The 20,931-nt window shown below is 72.6% G+C and carries 13 protein-coding genes and 1 pseudogene; 8 read left to right on the forward strand and 6 right to left on the reverse strand.

What is annotated here, in order from left to right; translation table 11 throughout:
- Window positions 1–87: 87 nt before the first annotated feature.
- The 3 genes and pseudogenes from EHS43_RS08115 to lanKC all read right to left on the reverse strand — a co-directional run bounded on the left by EHS43_RS08115 (window position 88) and on the right by lanKC (window position 4,662).
- A pseudogene (locus EHS43_RS08115) lies at window positions 88–1,775 on the reverse strand (ABC transporter transmembrane domain-containing protein).
- 87 nt (window positions 1,776–1,862) lie between these two features.
- Entirely contained in the window at window positions 1,863–1,979 is a 117-nt protein-coding gene (locus EHS43_RS08120) for a SapB/AmfS family lanthipeptide (protein WP_020117173.1), read from the reverse strand.
- A 58-nt stretch (window positions 1,980–2,037) separates the two neighbouring features.
- Entirely contained in the window at window positions 2,038–4,662 is a 2,625-nt protein-coding gene (lanKC, locus tag EHS43_RS08125; protein ID WP_125189853.1) for a class III lanthionine synthetase LanKC, read from the reverse strand.
- 192 nt (window positions 4,663–4,854) lie between these two features.
- On the opposite strand from lanKC, the gene EHS43_RS08130 reads away from it, so the two are divergent.
- The 4 genes from EHS43_RS08130 (at window position 4,855) to EHS43_RS08140 (ending at window position 9,960) form a co-directional block, all read left to right on the forward strand.
- The gene (locus EHS43_RS08130; RefSeq protein WP_125189854.1) at window positions 4,855–7,299 is read left to right on the forward strand and encodes a SpoIIE family protein phosphatase; all 2,445 of its coding nucleotides are present in this window, start codon (window positions 4,855–4,857) and stop codon (window positions 7,297–7,299) included.
- Between the two features lie 46 nt (window positions 7,300–7,345).
- Window positions 7,346–7,765, forward strand: coding sequence for a CBS domain-containing protein (locus tag EHS43_RS08135; RefSeq protein WP_125189855.1), 420 nt, complete (start codon window positions 7,346–7,348; stop codon window positions 7,763–7,765).
- A 159-nt stretch (window positions 7,766–7,924) separates the two neighbouring features.
- Window positions 7,925–8,101: a hypothetical protein gene (locus EHS43_RS46285; RefSeq protein WP_185806156.1), complete on the forward strand. Its 177-nt coding sequence runs from the start codon at window positions 7,925–7,927 to the stop codon at window positions 8,099–8,101.
- Between the two features lie 1,055 nt (window positions 8,102–9,156).
- Entirely contained in the window at window positions 9,157–9,960 is an 804-nt protein-coding gene (locus EHS43_RS08140) for a class I SAM-dependent methyltransferase (protein ID WP_125189856.1), read from the forward strand.
- Between the two features lie 53 nt (window positions 9,961–10,013).
- Here EHS43_RS08140 and EHS43_RS08145 read toward each other — a convergent pair whose 3' ends face one another.
- Window positions 10,014–11,963 carry a glycosyltransferase family A protein gene (locus EHS43_RS08145; RefSeq protein WP_125189857.1) on the reverse strand — a complete coding sequence of 650 codons (1,950 nt, stop codon included), beginning with the start codon at window positions 11,961–11,963 and terminating at the stop codon, window positions 10,014–10,016.
- 312 nt (window positions 11,964–12,275) lie between these two features.
- On the opposite strand from EHS43_RS08145, the gene EHS43_RS08150 reads away from it, so the two are divergent.
- Window positions 12,276–12,788 (forward strand): metallophosphoesterase, encoded by a 513-nt coding sequence (locus EHS43_RS08150; protein WP_125189858.1) that lies wholly within the window; start codon window positions 12,276–12,278, stop codon window positions 12,786–12,788.
- Between the two features lie 309 nt (window positions 12,789–13,097).
- On the opposite strand, the gene EHS43_RS08155 is transcribed toward EHS43_RS08150, so the two are convergent.
- On the reverse strand, window positions 13,098–14,198 hold the full coding sequence (locus tag EHS43_RS08155) for an XdhC family protein (protein ID WP_125189859.1): 1,101 nt from the start codon (window positions 14,196–14,198) through the stop codon (window positions 13,098–13,100).
- Window positions 14,199–14,598: 400 nt separating this feature from the next.
- Here EHS43_RS08155 and EHS43_RS08165 point away from each other — a divergent pair, with 400 nt between their 5' ends.
- Both EHS43_RS08165 and EHS43_RS08170 read left to right on the forward strand, forming a co-directional pair.
- Entirely contained in the window at window positions 14,599–16,563 is a 1,965-nt protein-coding gene (locus EHS43_RS08165; protein WP_125189860.1) for a translation factor GTPase family protein, read from the forward strand.
- A 77-nt stretch (window positions 16,564–16,640) separates the two neighbouring features.
- Entirely contained in the window at window positions 16,641–18,500 is a 1,860-nt protein-coding gene (locus EHS43_RS08170) for a cellulase family glycosylhydrolase (protein ID WP_125189861.1), read from the forward strand.
- Between the two features lie 130 nt (window positions 18,501–18,630).
- Here the strand turns inward: EHS43_RS08170 and EHS43_RS08175 are convergent, their stop codons facing one another.
- Window positions 18,631–19,884 carry a YncE family protein gene (locus EHS43_RS08175; RefSeq protein WP_125189862.1) on the reverse strand — a complete coding sequence of 418 codons (1,254 nt, stop codon included), beginning with the start codon at window positions 19,882–19,884 and terminating at the stop codon, window positions 18,631–18,633.
- Between the two features lie 184 nt (window positions 19,885–20,068).
- On the opposite strand from EHS43_RS08175, the gene EHS43_RS08180 reads away from it, so the two are divergent.
- Window positions 20,069–20,731 carry a TetR/AcrR family transcriptional regulator gene (locus tag EHS43_RS08180; protein WP_125189863.1) on the forward strand — a complete coding sequence of 221 codons (663 nt, stop codon included), beginning with the start codon at window positions 20,069–20,071 and terminating at the stop codon, window positions 20,729–20,731.
- The last annotated feature ends 200 nt before the right edge of the window (window positions 20,732–20,931 follow it).

Genomic DNA, 20,931 nt, shown 5'->3' on the forward strand with positions numbered 1-20,931 from the left:
GTGCTGGAGACCGCACAGACCTTCCTCACCGGGCCCGCAGGAACCGCAAGCCGCGGCGGTGGATCCCGCCAGGCGCCGAGCCGTCGCTCATGAGGGCCCCCCGTCCGGGCCGTCCGCCCCGTCCGCCTCGCTCCCGAACACCGCCCGGTACTCCGCCAGCCGCCACAGCTCCTCGTGCGGGCCCACCGCCCTCAGCCGCCCGTCCTCCAGCCAGGCCACCGCGTCCGCGCGGGCCGCCGTGGCGGCGCGGTGGGCGACCAGCAGGCGGGTGCCGACCGCCCCGCCGCCCACCAGGGCCCCGGCGATGCGCGCCTCCGTGACCGTGTCGAGGCTGGAGAGGGCGTCGTCGAGGATGAGCAGACGGCCGCCGTGGGCGAACGCGCGGGCGAGGCCGAGCCGTTGGGACTCCCCGCCGGAGCGCGGCGCGTCGGCGACGAGGGTGTCGTAGCCGTCCGGGAGCCGGCGCACAAAGTCGTCGGCGGGGAGGGGGCCGCGAGGGCGAGGCCGATCTCCTCCGCGACGGTGCCGCCGAACAGGGCGGGACGTTCGAAGGCGTAGCCGACGGAGCGGCGCAGCTCGTCGTGGGTGAGCTCGCGCAGCGGGACCCCGTCGAGCAGGACCTCCCCGGAGTCCGGGTCGGCCAGGCGCCCGGCGACCGCGGCGAGCAGCGACTTGCCCGCCCCGGACCGGCCCACCACGGCGAGTGTGGTCCCGCCCGGTAGGACGAGGTCGACGCCGTCGAGGACGGTGCGGGCGCCGCGCCGGGCGGTGACGCCGCGCAGTTCGAGGCGGCCCGGCCCGGACGGCAGCCGGCGTTCGCCGTGCTCGACGGCGGGCTCCGCGAGGACCTCGTCCAGACGTCCGGCGGCCGCCCGGGCCCGGGCCAGGCCCGCCAACTGGCCGACCAGCATGCCCACACCGGTCGCGAGGACCGCGTACCGGGAGGCGGCGAGGACCTCGCCCACCGTGACCCGGTGCCGGGCGAGCAGCACCCCGGCCACGGCGACGACGGCGAGCTGCAGCAGCGGGGCCACGGCGACGGACTGACCTGAGGCGCGGCCCTGCACCTGCCACATGCGGTACCCGGCCGCGGACAGCTCGGGCAGCGGGCGCAGCACGCGGGCGGTCTCGCGGTCCTGTGTGCCCGCCGCCCGGATGGTGCGGTGTCCGCCGACGGCCTCGGACAGGGCCCGCGCGATCCGGCCCTGCACATCCTGATAGCGCGTCACGCACTCCCGGGTGTCCCGGGCGAAGGCGCGCAGCAGCAGGGCGAGCAGCGGTGCTCCGGCCAGGAACACGGCCGCGAGCCAGGGGGAGATGAGGCCGAGGGCCACGACACCGCCGACCGGCCCGGCGAGCGCGGCGAGCAGGGCGGCGCGGGCGGTCGGGGCGGTGCCGGCCTGGGCGGCGTTGCCGACGAGGCGGGCGACGAGGTCGCCGGGCCCGAAGCGGGCGCCGGCGCGCGGGCCGACGGCCAGCACGTGGCCGGTCAGGCGGCGCCGCAGCCAGGAGGTGGTGCGGGCGTCGAGGGTGCCGGCGAGGACGGTCTCCGCCGCGTCGAGCAGGGCGATGAGGAGGACCAGTGCGGCGCAGCACAGGACCCAGCGGGTCGCGTTCTCCCGGGCGAGCAGCAGGTCCAGGGTGCGGCCGAGAGCCGCGGGCAGCAGCAGCCCGGCGCCGGTCGCCGCCGTGCTCACCAGGCACAGGACCAGACAGCGGGCGGGGGCCGGGCCCAGCAGGCCGTGCGTGGCCGGAGGCGAGGTGCGAGTCGTCATACGGCGGCCTTCCGCGGGTGTGCAGGACCCCGGGCGGCCCCTCCCTCGCGGGATGGACCGCCCGGAGTCATGGGCGCACGATGCCTGTCAGAGACAGAGCGTGACGCTCGCGGCGCTGACGCAGGACAGCAGGCTCAGGGTGCTGTTGCCGCCGCCGCCGGTGTGCTCGTCGGACTCCATCGTCTGCAGGTCGAGAAGTGCCATCTCGGTTTCCTTTCTCGGTGTCGTCCACCCGTGGGGACGGGGTTGGGTCACGGCTCCGTCACATCGCGGAACCGCGTTCTGGGGGCCGCCGGAGCGGCGGGAGGAACGGCAGGTGGGCGGTGGTCGGGGCGCCGGGGGCCGCGTGGGCCGCGCCGAGCGCGAGCAGGCACCCTGCCGTTCCGGTGCCCAGGTCCATCGACAGCCGCATCATCTGGTGGCCGGGGAAGGCCAGTTGGCCCTGGTAGCCCATCGAGAACCAGCCGAGCCCGTCGATCTGTTCGGCGAGCCGCTCGCGGGTGGCGCCGGGGGTGTCCGTGCGCGCGAGGTGCAGGATCATCCCGGCACGGCCCTGGAAGAGACCGGGCTGGACGTAGAAGCGGCTGGTGGTGGCGGTCAGCACGCCGGCCCGCGCCCGCTCGAACTCGCCCTCGGTGTCGGCGCCCTGGGCGAGGTAGTCGTCCAGGACCATCCCGATGCCGGCGCTTCCCTCCCCGAGGTAGGGCAGCGTCCGCCAGCCCTCGTCGACCTCCAGCGAGCCGCCCGGGTGCGTCACGCAGCACTCCAGGTCCCTGCGCAACGCCACCTCGGCCGCCCGCAACAGCAGTGGCTCGTGGGTGAGTTCGTACTGCCGCAGCAGGAACAGGGCGGGTCCGGTCCACCCCTTCAGCAGCCCGGCCCGGCTCCGCTTGGTGTCCGCCGGGGGCTGTGCGAGCCGTCGTACGAGCACGTCGGCGGCCTCGGCGGCGCGGTCCCGCAGCTCCGACTCGCCCGTGGTGCGGGCGAGTTCACCGAGGACCAGGCCGAGTCCGGCCAGGCCGCCGTGCAGGTCGGAGGAGAGGTTCTGCCAGCGCTCCGCGAGCACCCGGCCGACCAGGTCGAGGGCGCGCTGCCGGTGGCCGAGCCGGTCCAGGACGTGCGCGACGCCCGCGAGGCCGTCGTAGAGCCCTAGCGGTGTGCCCGTGGGCGGGGGCGCGGTGCGGGCCAGGAGCCAGCGCTCGCCCTCCTCGTACCGCTCGGCGCCGACCGCGTCCAGCGCGTACAGCACTCCGGCCGCGCCGTGCGCGAGTCCGAGGCCGCCGCCGTCGTTGAACTGGGTGATGTCGCCGGGGAAGAGCCGGTCCTCGCGCTCCGGGGTGGCCGAGGCGAGGAGCGCCTTGACCATGGAGTCGCGGCTGTAGGGCCAGTCGCCGGGTTCTACGAAGGACGGTGCCGCCTTCGGGGCCGTACGCTCGCCGCCGGTGTCCGGGGCGGTGTCCCGGGTGATCTCCGCGACCGCCTCGTCGAGGAACTCCTTCGGCACGTGCGGGAACTGACGCAAAATCACCTCGGCCAGATGGGCGGCCTTCCCCCGGTCCACCACGAACAGTGTGGTCACCGGCAGGAACAGGGCGATCCGCAGACAGGCCAGGGCGTAGCGGTCGACGTCGATGCCCTTGCGGTCCGGCGGGGCGAAGAAGCCGGGGTGGGCGACCACCTGGCGGCCGTTCTCCTCGACCGGCGCGGCGGCCTCGAAGTCGAGCAGGGACACCGACTCCTCGTCGGGGCCGACCATGATGTTGAAGACGTGCAGGTCGTTGAAGACGATCCCGCGCGCGTGCACCGCATCCACGGCCCGCTCCACCGCCCCGTGGATGCGCACCGCCCACGCCGTGTAGTCGGCGACGGCCTGCGGATCGGGGTCCGGACCGAGCAGCGGATGCCGCTCGGCGAAGAACGAGTTCAGCGGGCGCCCCTCCAGGAAGTCCATGACGAGGAACCGGTGGTCACCGAGGGTGAACCAGTCCCGCACCTCGGGCACCACGCCCGTCCCCGCCACCCGCTCCAGGGCGTCCTTCTCCCGCTCCAGGCGGGCGATGGCATCCGCCCCGTCGGCGGCGAGCCCCGCGTGCGGCCGGCCCTCCTTGAGCACGACCCTGCGCCCGTCGCGGGTGTCGGTGCCCGTGTAGACCCCGCCGCCGTTGGAGAAGTGCAGCGCCTTCTCGATCCGGTACGGCAGCTCGCCGACCGTCGTGGTGTTGCGGGCCTCCAGGTGCGGCTCCAGGAAGGCGGGCAGCTTCACCCACTCGGGCACCTGGAAGGACGGCGCCCGCCGGTCCGGCACCAGCTTGCCCTCGCCGTCCCGTACCGCCGGCACCAGCGAACCCCGGTCGTCGACGACGAACATGCGCGCGAACGCGCCGTAGCGGACGTACAGCGGCCCCTCGTGCCAGCGCAGGTCGGTGAGGATGTACGGCCCCTCGAAGCCCTCCAGGAGCTCGCCCAGCTCACGGAGCACGTCGTGCAGCTGCTCCTCGTCGGCCGGGTAGATCGTGACGAACTTGCCGCTGGTGTCGCGGGCCGCGTACTTGGTGTTGCGCAGATGCAGCAGATGCGGGCCGGGCACGAACTTGAACGAGATGCGCCGGGGCACGCAGTAGTCCCACACGAGGGCGGCGATCCGCTCCGCGTTCGCCCGGGTGGCCGAGGCGTGGATCTTCCAGCCCTGCGACGGGCCCGGCACCGGCCTGCCGTCCGTGCCGAGCGGCGTGAGCGTCAGCCAGTCGCCGATGCGCGCCGCGTCCCAGCCGGCCGGCACCGCGCGGCGCGCCGTCTCGTAGACGGGCGCCTCACCGGCGGAGATCCGGTCGGGCGTCTCGTAGAAGTGTCTGTCGGCTAGCGCGTACACCTCGTAGCGCTTGTCCATGCGTCCCCTCCTTGGCCCACCACAGAGACTTCCAGCGGGGCGGTGGCCACGGACAGTCACGGCTGTCACGAGCTCACTGTGCGAAACGCATGCGTCAAGAAGTGTTCGAGGGGTTTCGAGTACGGCCGCCGCATCGCACCACCGAACGCCGCAGGGGCTGCGCACGTGCCGTATTAGCGCTGTAATGGCCAAGTGGTGAGTGAGGGCGCTGCGGGTCGCAGAACGAGGGCGCTGCGTGCCGAAATTGCCCTGGCAGCGCTCACGGACCGTCCTGAGTCGCCGGAGAGGCTGCGCCGCGTCCTCGAACAGGCGCTCGTCTTCACCGGGGCGACCCTCGCCGCCGTGTACACGCCCTCCGAGGACGGGGACCTGCTGTGCCTGGTCGAATCGGCCGGCGTCCCCCGGACGGTCTACGGGCTGCGGGACAGCTATCCGGTCTCCGGCGAGTCCCCGCCCGCCGACGCGCACCGCGCGGGCCGGCCGCTGTTCCTCGGCCCGCAGGAGCTCGCCGCCTGTGCCGACTCCCGCTTCACGGCCCGGCGGGACGTCCACCTGGCCGTGCTGCCCGCCCACGGCGACGACGGCCGGGCCTGTCTCGTCGCCTTCAGCGAGGACGCGCGCGGATTCGACGACGAGGACCGCAAGTGCCTCGAACTGATCGCCGACGCCATCGTCTGCCCCGCCCCGGCCGCCCCGGAGGGCACGGCACCGGGCTCCCACGCGTTCAGCCTCGACGTGGACACCGGCCGGGTCGAGGTGGGCGACGGCATCCTGGAGCTGTTCGGCATGAGCCGGACGGCCTTCGACGGAAAGATCGAGACCCTGCTCGGCCTGACCGTCCCCGAGGACCTGCCCTCGCTGATGTCCCTGTTCGAGGCCGGCCACCTGTCCATCGGCGACCGTGAGCTGGAGTTCCGCATCCTCCAGCCCACGGGACCACCCAGGTGGCTCAGGCTGCGCGGCCGTATGCTGCCCGGCGGCGAGGACCAGCCGGCCCGGCTCGTCGGCGCCGTCGCCGACGCCTCCACGCTGCGCTCCGACGTCACCGACGTGGCCCGCGTCCAGCGCCTGGCCGCCGCCCTCTCCATGGCGGGCACCGTCCGCGACGTCAGCCAGGCTGTCGTCTCCGCCCTGCGCGCCCCGCTCAGGGCCGACCGCATCGCCCTCGCCGAGCTGGAGAACGACCGGCTCGTCGTCACCGTCCTCGACCCGCCCGAAGCGGAGTCCTGGCCCGAGCTGTGGCGCCTGGAGTGGCGCAGCGAGTGGCCCGAGGCACCCGTACGGGCCATGCCCACCCTGGCCGGCGCGCTGCGTGAGGGCCGCGCCCAGATCTGGCCGGCCGGCACCGTCCTCGAACCCGCTCTCGCCGAGGTCGGCCCCGGCGGCCTGGCCGTCCTGCCGCTGCCCGCCGCGGGCCGCATGGCGGGTGCCTGCCTCATCGGCTGGGACACCCCGCACCACTTCGACCCCGACGAGCGCGCCCTGCTCACCGCCTCCGCGGGGCTCGCCGGGCAGGCCCTGATGCGCGCCCACGCCCTCGACGCCGAGCACGAACTCGTCGGCATGCTCCAGCGCCAGCTGCTGCCCCGCCGTCTGCCCCGGCTGCCCGGCGCGGTCGCCGTGGCCCGCTATCTGCCGAGCACCGCGGGCCTGGAGCTCGGCGGCGACTGGTACGACGTGATCCCGCTGCCCGACCACCGCGTCGCCCTGGTCATCGGTGACGTCCAGGGCCACAGCGCCGCCGCCGCGACCCTCATGGGCCAGATGCGCACCGCCCTGCGCGCCTACGCGGTCGAGGGCCACCCCCCGGACGTCGTCGTCGCCCACGCCAACCGGCTCCTCATGGACCTGGACTCCGACCTCTTCGTCACCTGCACCTATGTGGACCTCGACCTGGAGGAGGGCACCGCCTGGTGCGTGCGCGCCGGACACCTGCCACCGGTGCTGCGCCACCCCGACGGCAGCACGGAGATCGCCGAGGCCGACGGCGGCCCCCCGCTCGGTGTGCAGGCCCAGGCCGACTTCCCGATGACCCCGCTCCGGCTGGGGCCCGGCACCCTGATCGCCCTGACCACCGACGGGCTCGTCGAGTCCACCGAGTCCGACATCGACGAGGGCATGGACCGCTTCGCCCGCGGCGTGGCCGCCGCCGACCCGTCCCACCTCGGCCTCGTCGCGGACGTCCTGCTCGGAGGAGCCCGTCGCAGCGACGACGTCGCCCTGCTCCTGCTGCGCTACGACGGCATGGCCACCCTCCCGCTCCGGGAGAGCTGGACCGTCTGGCGGGTCCCGGAGGCCGCCCGGCACGCCCGCCGCTTCACCCGGCGCACCCTGCGCGTGTGGGGCGTCCCCGAGGACGCCATGGACAGCGCCCTGCTCGTCGTCTCCGAACTCGTCACCAACGCCCTGGTGCACACCGGTGGCCAGGTACGCCTCGACCTCACCCTCGTCGGCAGGAGGCTGCGCGTCTCCGTGGCCGACGCCTCGCCCCGCACCCCAGTCAAGCCCACCAGCATCGGCTGGGAGGCCACCGGGGGCCGCGGCATCCTCCTGGTCGAGGCCGTGTCGGCGGCCTGGGGCAGCGTCCCCGTCAGCGGCGGCAAACAGGTGTGGAGCGAGATCGCACTGGACGTCTGAGGCGGGGTACCCGGGGCGGACCAGCCCCGCAGCGGAGAGGTACGCCATGACTCAGCACGTCAGCGACATCATGACCAGCGCCCCCGTCACCGTGGAACCGCAGACCTCCGTGACGGCCGTCGCCCGGATCATGCGTGACCAGGACCTCGGCGCCGTCCTGGTCACCGAGGGCGGCGAACTGCGCGGCCTGGTCACCGACCGGGACCTCGTCGTGCGGTCCCTCGCCGAGGGCGGCGACCTGGAACAGGTCACCGTGGCGGGCGCGTGCAGCGACGACCTGGTGACCGTGACCCCCGAGGACGAACTGGACCACGCGATCGGCCTCATGCGCGAACACGCCGTGCGCAGGATCCCGGTCGTCGACCACGGTCGCCCCGTCGGCATCGTCGCCCTCGGTGACACGGCCATGGAACGCGATCCCGGCTCGGCCCTCGGCGACATCAGCGTGGCCCGGCCCAACACCTGAGCAGGACGGGCCGGTTCGGCCGGCCGGCCGTCAAGTCCCGGCGCCCCGGCGCCCCGACGAAAACATGTGCGGGGGCGACGGGCCGACAGGCCTCCCGGCCCGTTTGGCCCGCGTCGCCCTGGGGACCCGGAGGGCAGCATGGAAGGACGGTGAACCGCCGTGACCCCGCAGACCGCCCAGAAACCCGCAGCACGCCGGCCCGAGACGGGCTGGTCCAGGGCCCGCCGCCTGCACGGCAACGAAGACCTGCGGACGTGCCTGCCCGCGGTCGAGGAGCGGGTCGGCCCCACCACGGCACACACGGCGGAGGACAACATCTTCCGCGGTGAGGACTAGGGCGTGTTGCGAAAGTCCCGCCTGCCTCGCGACGCCATGCACGCGCCCCCATCCTCGAACCTGCTGCGCAGGGCTCGGACGGGGGGACCCCCTTCGCCGCACCGGGCGAAAGCCCAAGTACATCCAGTACGAGGGCTTCCGCCCGGCACGCCGAGAGCACGCACCTGACGCCGCGAGGCCCGCCCTTCGGGCGAACGACGGGACTTTCGCAACACGCCCTAGCCAGGGCCTCTCCGGCGGACCAGGCCGACTCCGAGGCGGCGTGTAGGACCCCGCGACCTCGGCGTGATCCGCCGGACGGGCCCTGGCGTCCATCCCGTGGGCCCCACCCCGCACCACCCCAAGTCGTCGCCCCGCCATGGCCGGTGCCCGCGGCTGCGGGCTAGGGTGGCGCAGATGAAGGCTCTCGTGCTGTCCGGTGGCCCGGATGCCCCGGAGGAGCAGCCGGGTCGGCCCCGTAAAGCCCCGGCCCGCGCGTGCGTGCGTCACCGCACGCCCGTCCGCCGCGACGTCGAACGTCCCGTCGAGCCGCCCCGGCGAGGCGAGTTGGAGATCATCCACGTCCGCCACCACCCGCTGGACGACCCCCGGGCCCACTGTCATACCGCCGCGGACCACGACACGGCACACGTCTCTTCACGTCCCTTCGTGAGCCTCCGCGCCGCCGCAGCCGCCCGCGCCGACACGCCCGATGCCGCCCGCCGCACCCGGAGGGCCACCCTCCGTCTTTCCGCGCTTTGCCAGCCTTTTCCCTCCGGATCATGCTCAGCGGCGCGAAGTCCTGTCATGGGAAGCTCACAGCAGGTATGTTCCACGGAACCGGTTCCGGCGCGGGCAGCCGGTGCGGACCGGGACGGGGCATGTTCCGGCGGCCCGGTCGACCCGTACCGGTGCGGCCCCACCAGCAGCGGGGCCCTCAGCGGGCCCGCACCACGCCCCGCCCACGTCGCCGCCCCAGGGCGCGACCGGTGGACGGAGGTCGCGCCGGACTCGCACCGGGACCGGCGGTCCGCCCTGCACGAAGCACTGCCACACATCCGCAAGGAGATTTCCCAGTGAAACGTCACGAGTTCCTGCGGGGGCTCCACAAAGCCAGCGCGAACCGCAACTACCTGGAGATCGGCGTCAACGACGGCCGCAGCCTGACGTTCTCCCGGGTACCGAGCATCGCGATCGACCCGGCGTTCAAGGTGGTCTCCGAGATCCGCTGCGACGTCCACCTGGCGAAGGCCACCAGCGACGACTTCTTCGCGCGCGAGAACCCGCTCCAGCACCTCAAGGGCGGCCGCCACCCGCTGCGCAACATCGTCCGCAACCGCAGTCCCTTCGGGTACTGGAAGGACGTCACGCTCGACCTGGCGTTCATCGACGGCATGCACCTGTTCGAGTACGCGCTGCGCGACTTCATCAACGTCGAGAAGTACTCGGACTGGGCCAGCGTGATCGTCTTCGACGACATGCTGCCGCGCAACGTGGACGAGGCCGCCCGCGACCGGCACACCAACGCCTGGACCGGTGACGTCTACAAGGTCATCGAGGTCCTGAACCGCTACCGGCCCGACCTGGTGACGGTCCTGGTCGACACCGAGCCCACCGGGCAGCTCGTGGTCTTCGGCGCGGACCCGACCAACACGGTGCTCAAGGACAAGTACGACGAGATCATCGCGGAGTACGTGGTCCCCGACCCGCAGAAGGTGCCGGAGACGGTCCTGGAGCGGACGGTGGCGATCAAGCCGGAGACGCTGATCGAGGGCGCGTTCTGGAAGCCGCTGGTGAACGCCCGCAACCGCGGCAGCAAGCGGGAGCGCAACTGGGAGCACCTGCGCACCAGCCTGAAGCAGCTCAGCGACGCCGGCTGAGCGAAGCGGCCCGGGCCGGGGAGGACGCGTCCGCGTCCTCCCCGGATCTGTTTCTACCTGCCGCGGACCTTGAGCCGGCGGACCAGCTTGCCGGCCAGCCGTCGCGCCCTGCGCACCAGCGGTCGCCCGACAGCGGGCCGGGGTGCGCGCACGGCCACCACCTCGACGCCGGTGCCCTTCACCCGCAGCGTGAACGGCAGCGGATGGAACCGCGGTTCCCCGGCGTCGGGCGCCGGGCTCAGCGCCACCCGCCAGTCCGCCCCGGCCAGTTCGCCGACCGGCAGCTCCGCCTCCAGGAGGGCCACCGAGCTGTGGGGACGCAGCGTGCCGGGCACCTTCGCGGGCGCGCCGCCGGATCCGCGGGTCAGCTCCAGCAGCACCGGCGTCCTCCCGGGCACATGGAACGGCACCGGCACCTCGACGCGGTCGCCGGTCACCGTGACCTCCCCGGGAGCGACCCTCCCGAGCTGGAGGCGCTCGCCCGCCGTGTCCACGTCCAGGGCGAGGGTGCCCTGCTTCGCGGTCCAGTACGGCAGCACGACCCGGCCGCCCGCCACGCCGGCCTCCGCGGCCGTGCCCCCCTTGAGGGAGACCGGGCCCAGCCGGGACTGCTTGGTCCAGCCGCCGAGCTTGACGCGGACGAACACGTCCCACAGCCCCGCGTCCAGCGGGGCGCCGTCGGCGGCGCTGGCCGGATCGAGGGCTGCCGTACCCCGCAGCACCAGGCGCACCCGCCCGTCCTCGGCCGGGACGGTCTCCCGGGTGAACTCCACCGGCTGGAAGTACTGGGCGGAGCTGGCCCGTTCGCGCAGCAGCAGCTCGACCGTGGCGCGCTTGAAGCCGGCCACGCTGTGGGCGCCGACCCGGTCCACGGCTTCCTCGACGGAGGCCGGCGGCTCGGTGATCGGGGCAGAGCTGCCCTCGGCGGGGAACGTCATCGGCGTCCCGTGGGAGGTGAGTTCGGCGGACAGGCCGACCCGCAGCACACCGCCGTCCCACTCGACACCGTCCGGCTCGACCCGGGACGCCACGGAGGCCTCCCACTCGGCGAACGCGACCAGGTCGTCGAGCCGGCCGTCGGCGATCAGCGCGGCGACGACCTGCTGGGTGGGCTGGAGACCGGCCGCGACACCGGGGCCGAAGCGCTCGACGACCACCCCGCGGATCTCGGCGAAGAGCTCCTTGCGGTAGTCCTCGGGCGCGGCGAGCAGCCGCTTGCCGCGCATCCGCTCGACCATCTCGTTGCGCAGCCAGCGACGGAACAGCCGGTCGCGGGTCGGGCCCGGCTCGGTGTACTTCTCGACGACGTCGAGCGCCTCGCGCAGGTTCGCGAAGTAACCCACCGGGTCGAAGCGCTGGAAGCCCGCGTTGGAGGCGTCGTCGCGCTTGAGGTGGTAGTAGCAGACGTAGTCGCTGAGCACGGAGACGTTGTCCGCGCGCAGATACGCCTCGGTGACGAAGACGTGGTCCTCGAGCCGGCGCCTGCCCTCGGGGAAGCGCAGCCCGATGCGGTCGAGGAAGGCCCGCCGGAACATCTTGTGCGGTGTCAGGCTGTCGATCAGCGGGGCGTTGTCGACGGTGGCACGGGGGTGGTTGCGGCGGAACAGCTCCACCGGGACGCCCCGCCCCTTGCCGGCCATCTTGCCCACGACCACGTCGGCGCCGTTGGCGACCGCGTAGTCGTACATCCGCTCAAGGGCCTCGTCGCCGAGGTAGTCGTCGTTGTCGACGAACATGACGAACTCGCCCCGGGACGCCTCGATCCCGACGTTGCGGGGCTTGCCCGACCAGCCCGAGGCCTCCTGGTGGATGACCGTGATGTTCGCGACCTCGGCGGCCAGCGCGTCGAGCCGGGCCGGCGTGTCGTCGGTCGAACCGTCGTCGACGAAGATCGCCTCGAACTCCTCGGGGGGCAGGGACTGCCTGCGCAGCGAGGCGACGCAGTCCTCGATGTAGTTCCCCGGGTTGTAGACGGGGATGACGACGCTGACCTTGACCGGCATCGGTGTCCGGACTCCTTGGGTGACTTGTGGCTTGCGTCACGGATTGACGCTTTGTGGGCCGATGTTAGCGCTGCCGGACAAGTGCCGTGTCAGCAGGCCGTCTTGACGCGTGGCGCGGGATACACCAAGGGCGCCCGCCTGTGCGTGGGTGTCGGGCGGAGGGATGGTTGCGCTGAGGAAGAGGCTCTGAGCGGGCCGGCGGTTCCATTTGCCCGGCATCCGGACTGCGGGAGACCCGCTCTTGTGGCCCACGCCTGCGCGCACGCTGCCCATGCGGGGCGAGGTCGGCCGCAAGCCCCCTAGGGTGATCCCGTGCGTCTCCTGCTCATGTCCGACACCCACCTCCCCAAGCGCGCCAAGCAGTTGCCGGACCGGCTGCTCGCCGAACTCCCGCACGCCGACGTCGTCCTCCACGCCGGCGACTGGGTCGACACCGACACCCTCGACCTGCTGGAGAGCCGCAGCAGCCGCCTGGTCGGCGTCTATGGCAACAACGACGGACCGGAACTGCGCGCCCGGCTGCCCGAGGTGGCGTACGTCGAACTGGGCGGTGTGCGCTTCGCCGTCGTCCACGAGACCGGTGCCGCCCAGGGGCGCGAGGCCCGGTGCGCCGCCCGCTATCCCGACGCCGACGTCCTGGTCTTCGGCCACAGCCACATCCCGTGGGACACCACCGCCCCCGGCGGACTGCGGTTGCTCAACCCCGGTTCACCGACCGACCGCCGCCGACAGCCCCACTGCACCTACATGACCGCCACCGTGGCCGACGGCCGCCTGACGGACGTCCACCTGCACCGGCTGCCGCCGCGGACCGTCGCTTCGTAGGATCTTCGGTGAGGTCTCCGGCCGTGGGCTTCCCCCGGCTCACCGGCAGTGACGTGGTCCGGGCCGCCCCGTGTACCGGAGAGCGGCCCGGACGCTGCGAGTGTGCGCTTTCACGGACCTCCTTCCCGATGGGAGGCGGGGTGAGGGCTCGACCGCCCTCTCCCTCAGGGCGCCGCGTTCCCCTCTGCGCGCGTCTCACACGCGTTGCGCCTCACCGTCTTCGGACCCGCCGCCACGTGCCTGGCGACCGGTACGGGAACTGGGCGGGCTCGCCCGGCCGTCCGGTAACGCGTCCCGCGGTGGCACGGCCTACGGGGAAGGGTGGATCGCCCCCGCCGTCCCGGTCAGCGGGGCACCGCTGCCGCCCCAGCGCAGGGCGATGATCTCGGCGGCCACCGACACGGCGACCTCCTCGGGCGTACGGGCCCCGAGGTCCAGGCCCACCGGCGAGCGCAGCCGGGCCAGCTCGGCCTCGGCAAGCCCTGATGCGCCGAGCCGCGTCATCCGGTCGTCGTGCGTACGTCGGCTGCCCATCGCCCCGATGTACGCCGCGGGCCGGCGCAGCGCCTTCTCCAGCAGGGGCACGTCGAACTTCGGGTCGTGGGTCAGTACACAGATCACCGTGCGGTCGTCGGTGTCGGTGCCGCTCAGGTAGCGGTGCGGCCAGTCCACGACGACCTCAACGCCCGGCGGGAAGCGCTTCGGCGTGGCGAAGACCGGGCGCGCGTCGCACACCGTGACCCGGTAGCCGAGGAAGGCGCCGATCCGGGCGACGGCGGCCGCGTAGTCGATCGCGCCGAAGACCAGCATGCGGGGCGGCGGGGCGAAGGAGTGCAGGAAGACGCCGACCGCGTCCTCGCGCCGCTCGCCGTGCGGGCCGTAGCGCCTCGACCCGGTCGCGCCGAGGGCGAGTTCGCCGCGGGCGTCGGCGGTGACCGCCACGTCCAGGCCGCCCGCGCCGAGGGAGCCCGCGACGCGGTCGGGCCACACAACGAGCGTGGCACCACGGGGCGCGGGGCCCTCCGTCACCGTCGCCACGGTCACCGGGTCGCCCGCCGCCACCGACTCCGCGATCTCGCCGAACGCGGGATCGAGAGCGGCCGTCACGGGCCGTACGAGAAGGGTGATCTCCCCGCCGCAGGTGAGCCCCACCGCGAACGCGTCCTCGTCGCTGTACCCGAAGGTCTCCAGTCGGGCCTCGCCGCTCGCCACGACCTCCCGCGCCAGCTCGAAGACGGCCCCCTCGACACAGCCGCCGGACACACTGCCGACGACCTCGTCGTCCGGGCCGACCGCCATGGCCGCCCCCGGGTCGCGGGGCGCGCTGCGGCTCGTGGAGACGACCGTGGCCAGCCCGAACGGCAGCCCCGCCGTGTACCAGCGGTTCAGCGTCGGGAGGATGTCACGCATCGTCGGCTCCTTTCACCACCGCCGGACGCTCCGGCGCGGCCGGGGCGCGTGACCGGGACCGGCTTGAGCGGATCGGCCCGGATCACCCGGTGCGCCGGCCGGGGCAAGCGTCGCATCCGGGCCGCGAGCGGCTCAGGACCGCCACGCGCCCAGCCGTCCGGCAACACCACCACGACCACCTCACCTTCTCTCGCCGAGCCGGGTACCCCCGCGCCCGTCCGGCACGGCGGGGGCGAGGGGCGGGACACGATCGGTCCGCCGTAAATCCGTTGCCGCCGGGAGCGCGCACCTGCTGGACTGCGGGTGTCCTCGCCGCCGCACGATCCTGGAGCCGTCATGCGCACTGCGTCCCTGTCCGTCCCGGAAGGAATCTCCCTCTCGCCAAAGGACATGACGCTTCGTGCACCTGCTCAACCTCGGGATCCTCGCCCACGTCGACGCCGGTAAGACCAGCCTGACCGAGCGGCTGCTGCACTCGGCCGGAGTCATCGACGAGATCGGCAGCGTCGACGCCGGCAGCACACGCACCGACACGCTCGCGCTGGAGCGCCGGCGCGGTATCACCATCAAGTCGGCCGTCGTCTCCTTCGCCGTCGACGACGTGACCGTCAACCTCATCGACACCCCCGGCCACCCGGACTTCATCGCCGAGGTGGAGCGCGTCCTCGGCGTGCTCGACGGTGCCGTGCTCGTCGTCTCGGCCGTCGAGGGCGTCCAGGCGCAGACCCGCGTCCTGTGGCGGACCCTCCAGCGGCTGCGCATCCCGACCCTCCTCCTCGTCAACAAGATCGACCGGCGCGGAGCCCGGCCCGACCGGGTGCTGCGAGCCATCGGGGAGCGCCTCACCGCGGCGATCGTGCCGATGGGGACGGTGGACGGACCCGGCACCCGCGAGGCCCGGTTCCTCCCGGGCATCGGGGCCCACGACGTCCTCGCCGACCATGACGACGACCTTCTGTCGGCCTGGGTCGAGGAGCGGGTCGACGCCGATCTCCTGCGCAGGGCTCTGGCCGCGCAGACCCGGCAGGCCCTGGTGCACCCGGTGTACTTCGGGTCGGCGGTCACGGGTGCGGGAGTGCCCGAACTGATCACCGGTGTCCGGGAGTTGCTGCCGGCCGCGGACGGCGACCCGGAGGGGCCCGTCTCCGGCACGGTGTTCAAGGCCGAGCGGGGCCCCGCGGGGGAGAAGGTCGCGTACGCGCGTCTGTTCTCCGGGACGCTCGGTGTCCGCGACACGGTGCCGTTCGGCGAGGCGCGCGCCGAGGGCCGTGTCACCGCGATCAGTGTCTTCGACGGGGGCACCGAAGCCCGTCGGGAGACGGTCGCCGCGGGACGGATCGCCAAGCTGTGGGGCCTCGCCGGCGTCCGCGTCGGCGACACCCTCGGCGAACCCCGCAAGGCCCACGGCCGCTTCTTCGCCCCGCCCTCCCTCGAAACGGTCGTCGTGCCCGGCCCGGACACCGACGCCAGGTCCCTCCACCTCGCCCTCACCCGGCTCGCCGAGCAGGACCCGCTGATCGACCTGCGCCACGACGAGGTCCGTCAGGAGACCTCCGTCTCCCTCTACGGCGAGGTCCAGAAGGAGGTCGTCCAGGCCACGCTCGCCGAGGAGTTCGGCCTCGACGTCGGCTTCCGCGAGACCACGCCGCTGTGCATCGAGCGCCCGGCCGGGACCGGCGAGGCCGCGGAGTTCATCAAGAAGGACGCCAACCCCTTCCTCGCCACCGTCGGCCTGCGCGTCGACCCGGCACCGGCTGGCTCGGGCGTGGCCTTCCGGCTGGAGGTGGAGCTCGGCGCCATGCCGTACGCCTTCTTCAAGGCGGTCGAGGACACCGTGCGCGAGACCCTCGGCCAGGGTCTTGCCGGCTGGCAGGTCACCGACTGCACGGTCACCCTGACCCACTGTGGCTACTGGCCCCGGCAGAGCCACGCCCACCAGGGCTTCGACAAGAGCATGTCCAGCACCGGAGCCGACTTCCGGGGCCTGACCCCGCTGGTCCTCGTCGAGGCGCTGCGCCGGGCGGGCACCCGGGTGTACGAGCCGATGCACCGGTTCCGCGTCGAGGCTCCGGCCGACACCCTCGGCGCCCTGCTGCCGGTGCTGGCCGCCCTGCGCGCCGTACCGCGGACCACGCTGACCCGGGGCGACCGGTGTGTCCTGGAGGGCGCGGTGCCGGCCGCCCGGGTGCACGGTCTCGAGCAGCGGCTGCCCGGGCTTACGCGTGGCGAGGGGGAGTGGGAGAGCGGCTTCGACCACTACGCGCCGGTCTCGCACGGAACCGTTCCGCGGCGCCCACGCAGTGATCACAACCCCCTCAACCGCCGGGAGTATCTGTTGAACGTGACACGTCGAGTCGGCGGATGAGGCGTCGGATGCGACGAAAGTGAAACTTACTCATCAGTCAGATGGTGTTGACGTTGTACCGAAATGGCCGGACTGTAATGGACATGCCGAATAAACGCGCACGTCTGCTCGTTGTTCTGGTTGTCCTCTGCGGATTCCTGACGGTCGCGGGCGCCCGGCCCGCCCCCGCCGACGCCCTCACCGACTCCCTCTCCTTCGACGACACCCCCCTCACCGTCCAGAACGGACGGTTCGTCGACGGCAACGGCCGCGAGGTCGTGCTGCGTGGCTACAACGTCTCCGGCGAGACCAAGCTCGCCGAGAACAAGGGCCTGCCCTTCGCCTCGGTCGCCGACGCCGCCAAGTCCGCCACCGCGCTCAGAGCCCTCGGCGGCGGCAACTCCGTGCGCTTCCTGCTCTCGTGGGCCTACGCGGAACCGGTGAGGGGCCAGGTCGACAGCGCCTATCTGGCCGACGCCACGGCCCAGATGCGGGCGTTCCTCGACGCGGGTATCCGGGTCTACCCCGACTTCCATCAGGACCTGTACTCCCGCTGGCTGTTCAACTCGGGCAGCTGGTACACCGGCGACGGCGCACCCGCCTGGGCCGTCGCGCTCGGCAAGTACCCCGCCGAGTCCTGCGGCATCTGCCTGCTCTGGGGCCAGAACATCACCCAGAACGGCGCGGTGAAGGCGGCCCAGTACGACTTCTGGCACAACAGGTACGGCCTCCAGGACGCCTTCCTGGCCACCGCGCAGAAGACCATGGCCTACCTCAAGGCCAACCTCACCGCCGAGGAGTTCGCCGGCGTGGTCGGCTTCGACCCCTACAACGAGCCCTACGCCGGCACCTACGACTCCGGGCAGAACAGCCGCACCTGGGAGCGCGACCTGCTGTGGCCCTTCTACGTGAAGTTCCGGGCCCGGATGGACGCGGCCGGCTGGGCGGACAAGCCCGCGATGGTCGAACCGAACCTCTTCTGGAACGGCAACGTCAGCAAGGAGGAGGGTGGCCTCCTCGACGCCGGCACACTCGGTTCCCGGTACGTCTTCAACACCCACTTCTACGATCAGAAGGCCATCTCCGGCATCCTGATGTGGGGCAACGCCTCCGACGGCCAGTACACCGGTGACTTCGGCACGGTCCGCGACCGTGCGGCGGCGGCCGGGACGACGGCCGTGGTCAGCGAGTTCGGGCACCCGCTGAACGGCTCGACCGCCGGCAAGGCGCCGACCGTCCTCAAGGCCATGTACCAGGCCCTCGACTCCCGGGTGAAGGGCGCCAACTGGTGGTCTGCGCCCGCCGGTTCGGGGCCCGTCCTCTCCGGCAGCCAGTGGCAGTGGGACATCTACAACGGCCGTCACCACGAGCTGATGAACGACAACCCCGACAAGGTCAGGACGTCGGGTGACGCCTGGAACGACGAGGACCTCTCCGCCGTACGGCTCGACGACTCGGGCACCGCGGTACTGCGCCAGGACGCCCGGCTCCTCGACCGGATCTACCCGAGCGCCACCTCGGGCACCACGGTCGCCTTCACCTACGAGGACCGCTCGCGCGACGGGTCCACGACCCTGACCTGGAACCCGGTGCCGAGCAGTCTGCCAAAGGTGTCCGCTCTCGTCGGGTCCGGCCAGTACGCGGTGCTGGTGTGGCGCTCGGCGAGCGGCTCGGCGCCCACCGAACTCCATCTGCCCGCCTCTTTCCCGACCGCGACCACCACGGTGGTCTCCGACCTGGGCTCGGTCTCCGGTCCGCCCGCGTACACCTCGTCGACCCCGGTCGGCGCGGTCGCGGAACCGGGCGGCACCGGCAGCCGCCGCCTGCTGCTCACCGACGCGGACTCCGGCGTCCTGCACTACGCGCTGGTGACCAACGGGGCCACCGCGCCCTCCGCGTCCGCGCTGAACGCGGCCAAGGCCGAACTGGCGTCCTGGGTGGCCCAGAAGATCGGCTGAGCGGCGACGGAGCCGTCGTGTCCGGCGGCCGGACACGACGGGCCGTCCGGTCCGTGCCCGCACGCGAAGCCGGGTACCGCCTCCGTCGCGGAGGCGGTACCCGGCTTCGGACGCTCCGGATTCCCCCGGCCTACGAGGCCGGGCTGGTCCAGTCCGCGGCCACGTGGCCCAGCCGCACCCGCTGCGGATGGTCGCCCACCGGCACGGACACCGTCTTCTGGCCGGTCGCGAAGTCGATCGCGGTGACCTGGTCGGCGCCGCTCTCGGACACGACACAGCTCTTGCCGTCGCCGCTGACCGTCGCCCAGTACGGCTTCGAGGCGGGGACGAGCGGGCCCTCCTGGAGGGTGGTGCGGTTCACGACGGTCGCGTAGTCGTCCATCGTGCCCGCGACACACAGCTTGCTGCCGTCCGGGCTCATCGAAAGGCCGTGGTGGCGCGAGTCGTTGACCATGGTGGTGCGGTCGTCGCTGGTCGCCGGGTTCTTCGGCAGGGTCTTGGTGCGGGTGATCTTGTCGGTGGCGACGTCGTACTCGAAGAAGCCGTTGAAGAACGACACCTGGAAGTACAGCTTGGACTCGTCCGGCGAGAACACGGCCGGACGGACGGCGTCGGAGTAGTCCGTGAGGCCGATGGCGTTCAGCCTGTCCCGCATGTCGATGGTCTTGACCTGCTTGTAGGTGGTCGCGTCCACCACCGTGATGTGCCGGTCGCCCTTCGTCCAGTCCAGCCAGGGCGCGTCGGAGTCGGTGTTCACGTCACCGATCGCCATGTTCCAGATGTACTTGCCGTCCCTGCTGAAGATGTTCTCGTGCGGCTTGTCGCCGGTGGCGAACGAACCGAGCTGCTGACCGGTGTTGATGTTCAGCACGTGCACGGTGTTCGCCGTGGAGGCCGACACCGCGACCCGGGTGCCGTCGGGGGAGACCGCCATGTGGTCCGCCCGGTAACCCGAGACCTTGAAACGCCAGTTGATCTTCCCGGTGGCCAGGTCGATCGACACCACGTCCGCGAAGCTCGGCCGTGAGACGACCACGGACTTGCCGTCCGGCGTGGAGTACATGTCGTCGACGAACTGGTCGTGGCCCTCGCCGACGCTGTTGCGGATCGCCATGAAGTAGATCCACTTGATGGGGTCGGCGTTGATCTCCGCCATCCGCGCGTCCTTGTCGGGGACGACGTTGATCCGGCCGATTTTCGCCAGATCGCCGGAGGACTTGATGACGTCGGCGGTGCCGTCCCAGTTGTTGCCCACGAACAGCACCTCGCGCAGGGCGGCGCTGTCCGCGGCGGGGGCGGCGGAGGCGACGGTCGCGGGGGCGGTGGCGGTCAGGACGACGGCGGCGGCCATGGCACACAGGTGTCTGGGCTTGAGAACAGGCATGACGGGTCTCCCTCTGGGCGGCTCATGACGGGGGCATGCCAAGACGGCAAAACTGAAGACGCGTGCTTTCAGAGTTAACTTACTGCAAAGTAAGGAAGGGGGGGCCTTCTCCACAAGACTGCGTACACGACAAAATTGGCGCTCAGACGAGAGGCCGGACTCGCCGGCCCGGACAGGAGGTGCCGTGACGGGCAGGCTCAAGGCCCCGACCGGCCGCTACGGCGGCAAGACCGCCGCGGAGCGGCAGGCCGAGCGGCGCCGCCGTTTCCTGGACGCGGCACTCCAGCTCTTCGGGGACGCCCCCGGCTACCGCGCCACGACCGTCGCGGCCCTCAGTGAGGCCGCGGGCCTGTCCACCCGGCAGTTCTACGAGGAGTTCCGCACCCTGGAGGACGTCCTGGCCGCGCTCCACCTGGAGGTCAACGACTGGGCGACCTCGGCCGTCGTGGCCGCCGTGGCCGACGCGGACCACCTGCCGCTCGCCGAGCGCGTGGCGGCGATCTTCCACGCGTACGCGGCGAACGTGACGTCCGATCCCCGCCGGGTGCGGATCACGTTCGTGGAGATCATCGGCGTCAGCCCGCGGCTGGAGGAGCAGCGGCTGGCCCGCCGGGCGCACTGGGTCGATCTGGTGTGCGCCGAGGCCAACCGCGCTGTCGCGCGGGGCGAGGCCGCCCGGCGGGACTACCGGCTCGCGGCGACCGCGTTCATCGGCAGTGTGAACGGGCTGCTGCACGACTGGAACGCCGGGTGGGTGGACGCGACCCTGGACGAGGTCGTGGAGGAGCTCGTGCGGCAGCTGCTGGGCATCCTCCGGCCGACAGGGTGGGAGCCGGGCCGGGGGTGAGCGCGACGGCGGTCGCGTGCGGTGCCGTCGTGACCGGTGGTCCTCCCGGGCGAAGTGCCCCTCCCCGCCGGTCGGTTCACCCCTGTCGCATCCGTTGACTTGACTCTCCTGTGGCTCTAGCTTCGGCGCGCAGCGATGTTCGAAACATCGTTCCTCGTTCGAAATGTCGACCAGATCTGGTGTCCCCGCCAGAAGGAGCC

The organism is Streptomyces sp. RP5T, from assembly GCF_003933965.1.
Classification (GTDB): domain Bacteria; phylum Actinomycetota; class Actinomycetes; order Streptomycetales; family Streptomycetaceae; genus Streptomyces.

Excerpts from the sequence above, each read along its gene's own strand:
- EHS43_RS08120 (WP_020117173.1), bottom strand. The coding sequence starts at position 1,979 with ATGGCACTTCTCGACCTGCAGACGATGGAGTCCGACGAGCACACCGGC.
- lanKC (WP_125189853.1), bottom strand. The coding sequence starts at position 4,662 with ATGGACAAGCGCTACGAGGTGTACGCGCTAGCCGACAGACACTTCTAC.
- EHS43_RS08135 (WP_125189855.1), top strand. The coding sequence starts at position 7,346 with ATGACTCAGCACGTCAGCGACATCATGACCAGCGCCCCCGTCACCGTG.
- EHS43_RS08145 (WP_125189857.1), bottom strand. The coding sequence starts at position 11,963 with ATGCCGGTCAAGGTCAGCGTCGTCATCCCCGTCTACAACCCGGGGAAC.
- EHS43_RS08155 (WP_125189859.1), bottom strand. The coding sequence starts at position 14,198 with ATGCGTGACATCCTCCCGACGCTGAACCGCTGGTACACGGCGGGGCTG.
- EHS43_RS08170 (WP_125189861.1), top strand. The coding sequence starts at position 16,641 with ATGGACATGCCGAATAAACGCGCACGTCTGCTCGTTGTTCTGGTTGTC.
- EHS43_RS08175 (WP_125189862.1), bottom strand. The coding sequence starts at position 19,884 with ATGCCTGTTCTCAAGCCCAGACACCTGTGTGCCATGGCCGCCGCCGTC.